The sequence below is a fragment of the Staphylococcus sp. 11-B-312 genome, assembly GCF_016743055.1.
GTDB lineage: Bacteria > Bacillota > Bacilli > Staphylococcales > Staphylococcaceae > Staphylococcus > Staphylococcus ureilyticus.
Window position 1 is genome coordinate 513,670 of record NZ_CP068241.1, and the last position, 14,075, is coordinate 527,744.

Consider the following 14,075-nt stretch of genomic DNA (forward strand, 5'->3'; position numbering starts at 1 on the left):
TAAAAAGTATACCAAGTCAATTTAATTGTCTCATGACGTAGAATTACATAAAGTTTAATATCACTTCTATATTTACATTTAACAACATATGGTAATATGTGAACATGGACAATTTGGAGGATGGAGTGGGGTGAGCGTATGCAAGTTTTTTGGAAATTGGGATGGTTTTTCAAACAACATAAAGGCAGTTATCTTGTTGGATTGAGTACATTATTTTTAATTGCTTTAATTGAAATTTTACCTCCACAGATTATAGGTAAGACTATTGACGATATGGTGGGAAACAAATTAACGCCTAAACTATTAATGATTTATCTTTTGGTATTAGTATTGGTAGCAATTTTAACTTATGTATTAAGGTATATATGGAGATTATCAATATTTGGAACTAGTCAAAAGTTGGGGCAAATATTAAGAACATATTTATATAAAAAGTATACAGTTATGAGTGCTATCTTTTATCAAAATCGAAGAACTGGTGATTTAATGGCACATGCAACTAATGATATAAGAGCAGTGCAAAATGCCGCGGGTGCTGGAATATTGATGATTGCAGATTCTTTGATAACTGGTGGAACAGTGGTGATCACAATGGCTGTAACAGTAAGCTGGAAATTAACATTGATTGCAATGATACCACTACCTTTTATGGTATTGTTAACAAGTTTTTATGGATCGTTACTTAGTAAAGGATTTAAAAAAGCACAAGCAGCGTTTAGTAGATTGAACGATAAGACTCAAGAAAGTGTTGCTGGTATCAAAGTAACTAAGACATTCGGTTATGAAGCGAGTGACCAACAAGATTTTAAAGATTTAAGTGATGATGTAGTTGATAAAAATTTAAAAGTTTCGAAAATTGATGCATTATTTGATCCAACAATCACATTAGTGATAGGAATGAGTTACTTTTTATCAATCGTATTTGGTGCAAAATTGGTTTTTAATAATACAATCACACTTGGTCAACTGATTACGTTCACGACATATTTAGGGATGCTCGTTTGGCCATTATTAGCACTAGGACTATTTTTTAATATCGTTCAAAGGGCAAAGGCATCATATGAACGAATTGAAGAAATAGAAAATACCCCTAATGATATAGATACAGATTATAAACTTAACACTAGACCCGTTGGAAATATTGAGTTTAATATTAAGGAATTTAATTTCCCGGGTGATTCGAAAGAAGGTATCTATAATGTACATTTTGAAGTTAGGGAGGGTACTACTGTGGGCATCGTTGGAAGAACTGGTTCAGGGAAAAGTACGCTGATTAGATTGCTACTTAGAGAGTATGATACAAAAGAAACGCATGAAATCACATATGGTGAGCATCCTATTCGAGATTATAATGTACAGCTTTTGAGAAATCAGTTTGGATATGTACCACAGGAACACTTTTTATTTTCAACTTCAATTCGTAATAATATTGCATTTAGTAATGAAAAAATAGGTGATAATCAAATATTTGCAGCAAGTCAAGCAAGTGATATTCATGAAGATATATTATCTTTTCCTGATCAATATCAAACAGTGGTAGGTGAAAGAGGCGTATCATTGTCAGGAGGACAAAAACAAAGAATTTCCATTGCGAGAGCGCTATTAATAGACCCAGAGGTATTAATACTTGATGATTCCCTTTCTGCAGTAGATGCCAAAACCGAAGAAGTGATACTAAGCAATTTAAAAAAACTAAGAAAAGGAAAAACTAATATTATTACTGCGCATCGGATGAGTGCTGTGAAACAAGCGGATGAAATTATTGTTATGGATAAAGGAACGATTGTGGAAAAGGGCACACATTCTACTTTGATGAATCAAAAAGGATGGTATTACGAAACATATCGAGCTCAAGCTTTACAACAAAAGCTCACGCGTAATTTAGATGACTTAACGAAAGGGGACGATACCAATGGCTGAGAAAGTTAATTTAACTGCAAAAGATCAAGCTCAGGCTTTGATTAGGTTATTTAAGTATACGACCCCTTATAAAGGAACTATTGCTTTAGCATTTTTAACGTTAACAATATCAACGATTGCAAGTATGTTGACGCCTTACTTAGTGAAAGTATTTATTGATGATTATCTTACGCCACGCGTTTTTCCCCAACAAGCAATGATATGGCTGATGATTATCTTTATTAGTATTCAAATAATAGGTGCAGTAACAATGTATTTAAGCCAATATCTTTTTCAATATCTTGCTTTTAAAGTGATCCAACAATTAAGAATTGACGCTTTTAATAAATTAGGTAAATTGGGAATGAAATATTTTGATAAGGTATCAGGTGGTAGTATAGTCTCTAGGTTAACGAATGACACTGAGACAATTGTTGATATGATTATAGGCGTATTTTCAACATTTCTTATAGCCTTTTTTATGATGATTTCTAGTTATATAATGATGTTTATTTTAGAGATGAGATTGGCTTTAATATCTTTAATATTTTTACCAGTTATTATATTTATTCTTGCGAGTTATCGTAAATACTCAGCTGTTTTATTTGCAAAATCTAGACAAAAATTGTCCGATTTAAATACAAAATTAGCAGAGTCTATAGAAGGCATGAAGATAATACAGGCGTTTAACCAAGAAAAAAGATTAAACAGTGAATTCAATCGTATTAATGATGAACATTATCAATATATGTTAAAAACTGTGAAACTTGATAGTTTATTATTGAGACCTGCAATAAGTTCTCTAGCTATTTTTGCGGTAGTTATGATTTTGGGATATTTTGGTATCATTAGCTTTACGACAGGTATTACGGCTGGCGTTGTATTTGCATTTGTTCAATATATGGAACGGTTTTTTGAACCAATTAATCAAGTGAGTCAAAATTTAAATATTTTGCAACAAGCTTTAGTTTCAGCGAGTAGGGTATTTACTTTAATTGATGATGACACATACGAACCTGAACAACAACCTGTACCATCGTACACAATTGAAGAAGGAAAGATTGAATTTAGAGAAGTCAGTTTTAGCTATGACGGAAAGACAGATGTATTAAAAAATATTAATTTTACCGTTAATCCTGGTGAAATGGTAGCTCTTGTTGGTCATACGGGTTCTGGGAAGAGTTCAATTATAAATTTGTTTATGCGTTTTTATGAATTTGAACGAGGGAGCATTAATGTGGATGGATATTCAATAAAAACAATCCCTAAACAAGAATTAAAACAGAAAATAGGGCTAGTGCTTCAAGACGCATTTATATTTTATGGTACGGTTGCATCAAATATTAAACTGTATCATCCAACGATGACATTTGAACAAGTAAAAGCTGCAGCAGAATTTGTACATGCGCATCATTTTATTGAAAAATTGTCAGGTCAGTATCAACATAGAGTGATTGAAAAAGGAAGCTCATTTTCAAGTGGCGAACGACAATTGATAGCATTTGCAAGAACAATTGCTACAAATCCTAAAATACTTATTTTAGATGAAGCGACAGCAAACATTGATTCTGAAACAGAGGAACAAATACAACAATCTTTGAATACAATGAGAAAGGGAAGAACCACTTTAGCCATTGCGCACAGACTTTCTACGATTCAGGATGCAGATAAAATACTTGTATTAAATCACGGAGAAATTGTAGAGCAAGGTACACATGAAACGCTGATTAAAAAAAATGGTATTTATTATAATATGTATGCATTACAAAATGGTTAAATTACCCATTTTCAAACAAAATCAATGAAGTATGGAAATTAACGTTATTACAAAATTTAAATGAAACTAAACAATCAAAAGCCAAAATAAAAGAGGTGCAGTTAAAGAACTATTGAGGTAGCTCTATATTTTATAATTATGGAAGTGCGTTCGTTATGTATTAGAATCGAATGTAGGTTTAAAGAATAAACAAAGCAAATGAGCCTGGGGGACTACTGATTCATCCCAGGCTCATTCAAAATGATGATTTAGTTTAAGATGTTTTATATCCAAATTTATTTTGGACTTTGAAAAGGTTGTAGACACCTAATTAATCTGCATATACATCTTGAAATTCTGGTTTTTTCTCAATAACTGACTTAGCAAAAGGGCATGTCGCGGAGACTTTTAAATTGTTATCACGTGCATAGTCAACTACTGATTTTACAAGTTGTGAACCTAAACCTTGACCACCAAGTTCATCTGGTACACCTGTATGGTCAATGATTATATGGTTGTCACCTTGAGATTGAAATGTAATCTCCGCTTGTGGATTATCTTCGTTATCGCCTACATAAAATTTATTTGTACCTTGTTTGATTTCCGCCATTCTAACACCTCCATGTTATTAACATCATATATATTTAATATCACATTTTGCCTTAAGTTAAACAAATTTTAAAATTAAGCATATATTTCAAACATAAATGATGTTAGTAAAAATTGAAGAATAATAAAAAACCATTGAAAAAATGTGAAAATAAGTTTATAGTTTTAACGGAATAATTTCGATTTGGAGGGGCGTTTTTTGAAAAAAATTATGTTACTTATTCTGACCTGTATATTCATCGTATTGTTAAGTGCATGCGGAAATATAAATTCTGAGAAAAAAGACGTCAGTTCGAACAATAGATTAAAAATATATACGACAGCCTTTGCATTCCAAAGTTTCACTAATCAGATTGGAGGCAAATATGTAGAAGTTGATTCGATTTATCCACCTGGTGCAGATATGCACTCTTTTGAACCGACACAAAAAGAAATGATTAATATCGCTAAAAGTGACTTGTTTATCTATTCGAATGAAGAAATGGATCCCGTTGCCAAGAAAATTGCAAGTTCAATTAAAAATAATAATTTGAAGTTACCTGTTGCTGCACACCTTGATCATCATGATTTAATTTCAAATCATGAAGCACATGACGATCATGACGAACATGAACACCATGAAACACATGAAAGTCATAATCATGGGGGGGAAGATCCACATGTATGGCTAGATCCGGTGTTAAATAAAAAATTTGCTAAGGTGATTAAAAATGATTTGATCGAGAAGGATCCTAAGCACAAAACGTATTACACGCGTAATTATAATCATTTGATAAAGGATATGAATGAAATTGATCATGAGATGAAGCGAATCACACAACATCCTAAACGTGATACAGCCATAATTTCTCATGACTCTATAGGTTATCTTGCAAATCGCTATCATTTTAAACAGCAAGGTGTTAGTGGCATGAATAATGAAGAACCTAGTCAACGTGAACTCATGAATATCGTTCAAAATATAAATAAAACTAAACAACCTTATGTATTATATGAACAAAATATAACATCTAAAGTTACAAATGTTATTCAAAAAGAATCTAATACAACCCCACTAAAATTTCATAATATGGCAACCTTATCAAAAGAAGATATAGAGGATAAGCAAATATCTTATCAATCTTTAATGAAAGAAAATATGAAGTCATTAAATAAAGCACTTAATGAGTAATTTTAATATAAAGATAAGAGGTTGAGACAAAAAATTTGTCTCAACCTCTTTTGATTTTGTGATAGAAAGTACCATCATCGTTTTTTAATATACATTTAGTCATTTCAACATGTTTTGTATTTTTCAATAATTAACATTTTTAATCATATCTGATGTAAGACACTGTTGTATTATAATATTCTTCAAGCCCACGAATACCATCAGCGCCTCCAATACCTGACTCTCTCCAACCAGCATGATATCCATTCACAACTTCTTCTGCTTCACAATTTGCATAAACCTCACCAAATTTAAGACGTTCAGTTGCTGTCATTACTTCTTTTAAATCTTCTGAAAATATATAAGATGATAAACCGGCATTTGTGTGATTGGCGTGTTCAATAGCTGCTGCAAAATCAGAATACTTAATTATAGGTAGTACAGGGCCGAAAATTTCTTCTTTAAAAGCTTCGTCGTCTGGATTAACTTGGTCTAAAATCGTTGGTTCATAAAAATAACCAGAACGATTTATGATGCTGCCACCTGTAATTAATTGAGCCCCATTTTGAATTGCCTTTTGAACTTTTTCATCTATGCTTGCTAATTGTTTTTGATTGATAATTGCACCGAAATCAGTTTGATCATCGAATGGATCGCCTACATTTAGAGTCTCCATTTTATCTTTTAGTTTATTAATGAAAGTTTCGTGAATATCATGATGAACAAAGATGCGTTCAGGACAAGTACATACTTGTCCTGCGTTATTAATTCTAGCAGCCACAATGTAATCAACTGCCTTATTTAAATTGGCATTTGGTGTCACTATTACAGGCGCATTACCGCCAAGTTCAAGATTAACTTTTTTAACCGTTTGGGCACTTTTGGCATAAACGGATTTACCCGCGCGCATACTACCTGTGATTGATATTAATTGTATATCTGGATGTTCTGCTAATTGCGTACCTACAGTTTCTCCTTTACCAGGAACAATTTGAATAAGACCCGCAGGAATCGTTGATTGTCGGAACAATTCTGCAATTTTTAAAGTTACTAATGATGTTTCTTCACTAGGTTTTATTATTACAGAACAACCTGAGATTATAGCAGGAATGACCTTTCTCATTAATACCATGATGGGTGCATTCCATGGTACGATACCTGCTGTCACACCAATAGGTTTTTTAGTTAATTGTATCGTCTCATTTTCACGACTATTTTGAATCACTTCACCTTTGCTATTCATACTTTGACTTGTCATATAATCTATAAAGTGTATTGCCTTGTTTATTTCACCGATTGCTGAATTGAGTGTTTTACCTTGTTCTTGAACATATAATTTTGCAATTTTTTCTTTATGTTCTTCTAATAACGGAATTAGCATTTTTACATGGTCAGCACGTGTTGGTTGAGGGACCTTTTCCCATTCTAATTGTGCATGTTTAGATTTTTCCACAGCTGAATTTACTTCGTCTTTAGTCGCAAATGTAATTGTGTCTATGATTTCTTCTGTCGCAGGATTAATGACATTCATTGTGTCATTAGACTCACTTTCTACAAATTGGTTGTTTATAAATAATTTATTCATTTCGACACCTCCACACTATGATATATACCACTTATTTGAGCAGAAGAAACGGTTTGAGAAATAATCATAAAACTTTGGTTTTGTTAAGTAATCGGATGTTAGTATATTTTTTATACTTAATGTGTTGACTTATGTTCAAAAGGGTATTATAATTTATCTCGAAATCGAAATAAATTGAAAGTTGGTGATGCAATGAATCGTACTAAAGAGTCATTGAATACCTTTATTGGTTTAAATCGAACCGTAGATCATTTAGAACAAATCGTTAGAAATGATATTCAACGTTATGGTTTGAATATAACGGAGTTTGCAGTTTTAGAGTTATTATATAATAAAGGTGATCAGCCGATACAACGTATTGGTGACAGAGTTTTAATTGCGAGTAGCAGTATCACATATGTCGTTGATAAGTTAGAAGCAAAAGGATATGTAGTAAGAATTCGAAATATACAGGATAAGCGCGTAACGAATGCTTCAATTACAGAAGAAGGACATGCACTAATGAATGATATATTTCCAGAACATGCAGCTACGTTAGAATCAACTTTCTCAGTATTGTCAAACGAAGAATTAGCAACATTGCAACAAGCTTTAAAAAAATTAAGTGCTCAACCTATCAATAAGTCGTAGCACTTAAAAATTTTATTCAAAATTACTTCGAAATCGAGATAAATATAATGGAAAAAGGAGTTTTATTATGACAAACACTCAATTATTAGGAATACACCATGTAACAGCAATCACAGATGATGCTGAACGAAACTATAAATTTTTTACTGAAGTATTAGGAATGAGACTTGTGAAAAAGACTGTAAACCAAGATGATATATATACTTATCATACATTCTTTGCAGATGATGTTGGTTCTCCAGGTACAGATATGACATTTTTTGATTTTCCTAATGTTCCTCAAGGGCATTCTGGTACAAATTCAATTACACGTCCGTCATTTCGTGTGCCTGATGATGCAGCGTTAGCATATTATGAACAAAGATTTAATGAATATAATATTAAACATGAAGGCATTCAAACATTATTTGGTAAAAAAGTATTGCCTTTTGAAGAAGCAGATGGACAAAGTTATCAATTAATCTCAGATGAAAACAATAAAGGTGTGGCAGCTGGTCAACCATGGAAAGAAGGCCCAGTACCAACAGATAAAGCGATTTATGGTCTAGGCCCGATTGAAATAACTGTTAGTTATTTTGAAGACTTTAAAAAGATTTTAGAAGATATATTTGGTATGACAACAATTATAGAAGAAGAAAACGTTGCAGTATTAGAAGTAGGTGAAGGTGGTAATGGTGGCCAAGTCTTTTTAAGAAAAGATGCAACTGGACCAGAAGCAAGACAAGGTTATGGTGAAGTGCATCATGTTTCATTCAGATTAAAAGATCATGAGGCAATATCTAAATGGTTAGAAAAATATGAACAGTATGGTATTGGTAACTCAGGCTTAGTAGATAGATTTTATTTTGAAGCATTATATGCACGTATTGGTCATATTTTGATTGAAGTTTCTACAGATGGACCTGGATTTATGGGAGATGAACCATATGAAACATTGGGCGAAAGCCTTGCATTACCACCATTTTTAGAAGAAAAACGTGATTATATAGAATCAGAAGTGCGTCCATTTGATACAAGACGTTCGCATTAAATTGTGAGATTGCTTAAATCTTAATATTAAAAAGTGAGAGGGTAGTTATTTTATGGAAGATATTAGTCATATTCATCATATTTCGGCGATTGTAGGTAATCCAGAAGAGAATATTCAATTTTATAGAGATATACTCAATTTAAAATTAATTAAGAAAACAGTGAATTTTGATGATCCTTCCACGTACCATCTATATTTTGCGAATGGCAATGTGGATAATGGAACAATATTGACATTTTTTAATTGGCCCAACAATTATAAAGGACGTATCGGTTCTGGTCAGGTTCAACGTATAGCATTTCGAGTGCCTAAAGGATCATTAGAAGATTGGGAAAAACATTTGCAATCACATGGGATAGAAACTGCGAGAACACAATTATTTAATAAAGCTACGGTCGAATTTTCAGATACACATGCGTTACCATTAGCACTTGTGGAAGCTGATGAAGTGCATACGTACGATAGTGGAGAAAATATTATAGGTTTTCATGGTGTTAGCATGCTATCAATTGAGCCATATCAAACAGTACGAACATTAAATGAGGATATGGGGTTAGAGCTAATAGATGAAAATAAGCGTCATATTCACCTTGAAACTAAAGGAGAATGGCGACACCATGTGATAGTTCAAAAAGAAGTTGCCGATGTGCGTGTACGATGGGGTGTTGGTGTCGTGCATCATATTGCCTGGTCAGTACCTAATGATGAGGAACACAAAGCTTGGCAAATGAAAATGAAAGACAAGGGCTATCATGTAACGGAAGTGAAAGATCGCAATTATTTTAATGCTATTTACATGAAAGAACGTGGTGGCATTATTTTTGAGTTTGCTACTGAAGGACCAGGATTTACGATAGATGAACGATTTGAAGACTTGGGTACACATCTTATGTTACCGCCACAATATGAGGAACAAAGAGAAGCATTATTGAAATTATTACCACCTATTCGAATATAAGTATATTAAAAAGGAGATGATAAATAATGGAACACATTTTTAAACAAGGTGATTTAAACGGTCCAACTTTTATTTTATTACATGGCACAGGTGGAGATGAACATGATCTTTTACCTTTAGCACAAGCATTAAATGCAAGTTATAATGTACTAAGTGTAAGAGGAGAAGTTTCGGAAAATGGTATGAATCGTTTCTTCAAGAGATATGGTGAAGGACAATATGATGTTGAAAATTTGAAATATAGAACAAACAATTTAATACAATTTTTAAAAGAAGCGGCTGAAACGTATCATTTTGATTTGACCCAAGCTATACCAGTAGGCTTCTCTAATGGTTCTAATATTGCGATAAGCATGATGTTACACCCAGATATTTCATTTAATAAAGCACTACTTTACGCACCTTTATATCCTTTAGAGTCAGTAAATGACAAAGATTTATCCAATTCTAAGGTATTATTATCAATGGGTGAAAATGACCCTATCGTTTCTGTTCAGGATAGTCAACATGTGATTGATATCTTTAATCAAGCTGGCGCAACAGTTAAACAAATATGGGTGAATAGTCACGAGTTGACACGTGAAGGCATTATTGCGGGCCAATCATTATTAGAAGATGAATAAATAACAATTTAATTAGAATAATGATATGTAAGTGCTGCGATAGCAAAATAAAAAACCTCTAGACCAACTCAATATTATGATTGAATGATGATAATATTGAAACTCTCGTCTAGAGGTTTTTGTTATGATGAATGTGATTTATAAAAGATACCTTTGATTAATATAGGAATTAACAAAATAAAACCAAAGAGTCCCATCAATGGAAATACTTTTCCAATTAACTCAATAAAACCGACAAACGTAGTAGCAAATGTAATAATTGCAATAATTATAATTAAAATATAATAATTTTGTTTATATGGTTCTGTGAAACGAGAGGCAAATGCATACATTAAGCCCACAACTGTATTATAAATCACTAATACCATGATAATGGCCATAAAATGACCAATCACAGGTGAAATTTGTTTTGCCAATAATAGTGACGGTAACGCTACATTTGTTATTTTTGTAAATTCTGTGACCATACCAAGGTTTAACATTAATAATAAAAACGTTATGACCATGCCACCTAAAATACCACCTAAATATGTTGCCTTTTCAGATTTTATACGTCCCCCCATTACAGAAAGAAAACTAAACGCAGCTGCAATTTGCAAACTGCCATAATTAATTGCATCAAACCACCACCATTTATCTGTACGTGTGCCACTATTGGCATATTGCGACGCTGAATCAAAGTCAAAACTTCCAGTAGTGAAATAATAAATAGCAATTATTGATACAATAATAATTAAAAATGGTGTAACCATACCTAAAACAGTGATTAAACGATCAAATTTTAAGCATAAAGTAGCCAAGATAATAATGACTAAAATCAAAGCGCTAATGACATAAGGTATACCAAAATTTTCATGAATCGTTGAAACGCCACCAGCTGTCATTATCATAGCTAATGCAAGTAAAAACAGTGTTAAAATCATATCAAACATTGTCGCAATTGTTCGAGGTAGGTAAAACTTTATGGGCTCAGTATGGCTGTGTGAACGCAACCGGTAGCCTGTATTTAATACAAATACACCAGCTATGGTAATGATAAATCCGGTGATAATAACGCCTAAAACACTAAATTTACCATTGCTAGTAAAAAATTGGAAAATTTCTTGGCCCGTTGCAAAGCCGGCACCCACAACAACACCTACAAACGCAAAAGCAACGATGATACTTTCTTTTAAACTAGACATATAATTGGAATCCTTTCTTGCCATACATATGGTAATCATACTTATTTAATAAACATCACAATGATTTATTTTATCTTAAACGAAACGAGAAATAAATCATAAAGTTCATATCATATATACATTTGTATTTTTTGAGAGAACGAAGCAGCTCAAAGGTTGAGTAAACAAGTTGCAAATATTCATAAAGTCAGAACCTAAAAAAACTAGGCTGCATACCCATGGGATTTAGGGATTAACAGCCTAGAAAATGGTGCTTTGATTAAGTTTGCAATTTAAGAGAACGGCGTTTATAAATAGTGTCGTTTTCTATATTTTTATGAAACAACGTAGCATTCGCCGCGTTGTTTTTTTGGACTTTTAGTCACTGGATACAGCATTATTTCATTATCATTTTATGAAGAAGTCATGGATAAAATTAGTTGACAAATCGGTCATGCATCAATACTTTTAACACATCAATTTTTTCTTGTATATCTTTACCAGTATTAGTATCACGTATTTTTTTACGTTTTAACTCTTTGTCTACCACGCGTCTTATAGAAAGTTCGTCAGCCCCATTGAGCAAGACATGTTTTTTAGAATTAAAGTGTTGGTGTGCTACAAGCTGCATTCCAAAAGAATTATAGAGTAAAGTATAGCCAGCAATACCAGTTGTAGATTGGTAGGCTTTTGAAAATCCACCGTCGATGACAATCATTTTACCACTTGCTTTGATTGGGTTTTCGCCGTCAATTTCTTTAACTGGTGTATGGCCATTGATTATATGTCCTTCTTCTGGATCTAAACCGAAATCTTTTAACATTTTTTTGCACATATTTACGTCTTCACGTAAATAATAATAAGGGTTTTTAGTTTCTTTATGTGCTGATTTATCATTAATAAAATAACGTTCAAATGTTGTCATTGCTCTTTTTCCAAATAAGGACGAATACTTACCTGTCCATAGATACCAAACAAGATCCGTTGCTAGATCATCATGTATGTCTTTATGGTCAAATGCCTCTCTTACAAAGTATTCGAAATGGTCGAGCAAATCTCTGCCATAGCATTTTTCACCATCAATAACCATAGATTCCATTTCTCCATTTTCATCCACAGGAATACAACCATGAATTAGCAAATTGCCATTATAAGGAAGGTAAAGTTTCCCTTTTTGCATTAAAAATGTCATGTGACGTTTTAATTTTTCAGATTGTTGCACTGATAATAATAATTTTTCTATTACTTCGTGTTCATCTTCAGTTAATGCGTTAGGGTTGCTTGGATCAATTGTTTGGAAACAAGTATGTTCTAAAGCATAAGTTTTACCATAAAGTGTGGCTGTATGATTTTCATAGTCGATGCTTTCCAACACTAATCGTTCTTCCATTTCAAAGTTAGGTCTACGCTTAATGATAGGTGCTTCTAGTTTAAATTGGATGATTGCGATTGCTTGGTGAATTTTAGTGATTTGTTCTATTTCGGATTGAGACAGTCCTTCAGCATTTTTAGGTTTGAAAGCAGGATTGTCACCTGAATAGTATTTTTCAGCAAGTGTTAATAATGGACGTAAATTAATACCATAAGCATCTTCAATAATGTCTAAGTTATCATAACGCGCACAAATTCTGAGTAAATTTGCTAAGCACACTTTAGAACCAGCATAGGCACCAATCCACAAGACATCATGATTTCCCCATTGTACATCAACAGAAGGATAGTCAATTAAGGTGTCCATGATTTTATCAGGTTCTGGACCACGATCATAAATATCACCTACAACGTGTAAATGGTTCACCACGAGATGTTGAATTGTAAAGGACAGACCGATAATCAGATCATCTGATTGTTCGAGTTCAATAATTTGATTCATTAGCGTCTGATAATATGAATGTTTATTATTATATTTATTACTTTTATATAATAGCTCTTCTATTATAAAAATATAATTTTTAGGTAAAGTTTTGCGTAATTTTGTTCGTGTATATTTAGAAGAAGCATAAGTGACTAATTTGATAAGACGATTAATCGTTGTGATATACCATTCATCTAAGCGCTCTTTTGAGGTGAAACTATTTTTAATTAATTTTAATTTTTCTTCTGGATAATATACAAGTGCCGAAAATTCATTTATTTCTTGTCGTGTCAAAGTATCTTGAAATATATCACTGATTTTAGAACGAACATTTCCTGAACCATTTCTTAATACATGTTGAAATGCATGGAATTCTCCATGTAGGTCGCTGACGAAATGTTCCGTGCCTTTTGGAAGTTCTAAAATAGACTCAAGATTTATAATTTCAGTTGCTAATTCCTCTCTGTTATTAAATTGTTGAGATAATAAATCTAAATATTTTTCTTTTACACTTTTTTCTGTTGCATCATGCATTATTTATGTCACTCCAATTAGGTAGTTTTGTTACTCATTCTATTTAATAAAACGTTTCCATTGTATGTGTAATATTGTAGCATTATTTTTGGGGTGAGTGTCTAGTATTGATTACATTATTTATACTATCTTTTAATTAATGGGAATGGCTTCATTTTTTTGTCAAAAAAGCGGTAAAATTGTTAAAAATAACGATGTTACTCAAATAAACAAATTCTCATATAAATGTAAATATTGTAGGAAACATACATTTTTTTGAATTAGAAAAATAAGTATTTAACCC

The 14,075-nt window shown here is 32.4% G+C and carries 11 protein-coding genes; 7 read left to right on the top strand and 4 right to left on the bottom strand.

Annotation, left to right across the window (positions count from 1 at the left end; genetic code table 11):
* The first annotated feature begins 138 nt into the window (after nt 1-138).
* Together JG554_RS02185 and JG554_RS02190 are read left to right on the top strand one after the other, a co-directional pair.
* Complete coding sequence (locus JG554_RS02185; RefSeq protein ID WP_070037728.1) at nt 139-1,920, top strand: ABC transporter ATP-binding protein; 1,782 nt, start codon at nt 139-141, stop codon at nt 1,918-1,920.
* Nucleotides 1,913-3,676 carry an ABC transporter ATP-binding protein gene (locus JG554_RS02190; protein WP_064209273.1) on the top strand — a complete coding sequence of 588 codons (1,764 nt, stop codon included), beginning with the start codon at nt 1,913-1,915 and terminating at the stop codon, nt 3,674-3,676. Before JG554_RS02185 ends, JG554_RS02190 begins: the two co-directional genes overlap by 8 nt.
* Before the next feature lie 310 nt (nt 3,677-3,986).
* On the opposite strand, the gene JG554_RS02195 is transcribed toward JG554_RS02190, so the two are convergent.
* Entirely contained in the window at nt 3,987-4,265 is a 279-nt protein-coding gene (locus tag JG554_RS02195; RefSeq protein WP_019470056.1) for a GNAT family N-acetyltransferase, read from the bottom strand.
* A 198-nt stretch (nt 4,266-4,463) separates the two neighbouring features.
* Between JG554_RS02195 and JG554_RS02200 the strand changes: the two genes are divergently transcribed.
* Entirely contained in the window at nt 4,464-5,435 is a 972-nt protein-coding gene (locus JG554_RS02200; RefSeq protein WP_070037377.1) for a metal ABC transporter solute-binding protein, Zn/Mn family, read from the top strand.
* A 139-nt stretch (nt 5,436-5,574) separates the two neighbouring features.
* On the opposite strand, the gene aldA is transcribed toward JG554_RS02200, so the two are convergent.
* Nucleotides 5,575-6,999: an aldehyde dehydrogenase gene (aldA, locus tag JG554_RS02205; RefSeq protein WP_046206780.1), complete on the bottom strand. Its 1,425-nt coding sequence runs from the start codon at nt 6,997-6,999 to the stop codon at nt 5,575-5,577.
* Between the two features lie 192 nt (nt 7,000-7,191).
* Here aldA and JG554_RS02210 point away from each other — a divergent pair, with 192 nt between their 5' ends.
* The 4 genes from JG554_RS02210 (at nt 7,192) to mhqD (ending at nt 10,240) form a co-directional block, all read left to right on the top strand.
* Nucleotides 7,192-7,629, top strand: a complete 438-nt coding sequence (locus tag JG554_RS02210; RefSeq protein ID WP_046206973.1) for a MarR family winged helix-turn-helix transcriptional regulator — start codon at nt 7,192-7,194, stop codon at nt 7,627-7,629.
* A 67-nt stretch (nt 7,630-7,696) separates the two neighbouring features.
* Nucleotides 7,697-8,659, top strand: coding sequence for a ring-cleaving dioxygenase MhqE (gene mhqE / locus JG554_RS02215; protein ID WP_019470059.1), 963 nt, complete (start codon nt 7,697-7,699; stop codon nt 8,657-8,659).
* Nucleotides 8,660-8,711: 52 nt separating this feature from the next.
* The gene (locus JG554_RS02220) at nt 8,712-9,617 is read left to right on the top strand and encodes a VOC family protein (RefSeq protein ID WP_070037378.1); all 906 of its coding nucleotides are present in this window, start codon (nt 8,712-8,714) and stop codon (nt 9,615-9,617) included.
* 26 nt (nt 9,618-9,643) lie between these two features.
* Entirely contained in the window at nt 9,644-10,240 is a 597-nt protein-coding gene (gene mhqD / locus JG554_RS02225) for a methylhydroquinone degradation carboxylesterase MhqD (RefSeq protein WP_070037380.1), read from the top strand.
* Nucleotides 10,241-10,362: 122 nt separating this feature from the next.
* On the opposite strand, the gene JG554_RS02230 is transcribed toward mhqD, so the two are convergent.
* Both JG554_RS02230 and JG554_RS02235 read right to left on the bottom strand, forming a co-directional pair.
* Nucleotides 10,363-11,424, bottom strand: a complete 1,062-nt coding sequence (locus tag JG554_RS02230; RefSeq protein WP_070037382.1) for a YkvI family membrane protein — start codon at nt 11,422-11,424, stop codon at nt 10,363-10,365.
* Nucleotides 11,425-11,839: 415 nt separating this feature from the next.
* Nucleotides 11,840-13,792, bottom strand: a complete 1,953-nt coding sequence (locus JG554_RS02235; protein WP_070037387.1) for a fructose-bisphosphatase class III — start codon at nt 13,790-13,792, stop codon at nt 11,840-11,842.
* Nucleotides 13,793-14,075: the final 283 nt, after the last annotated feature.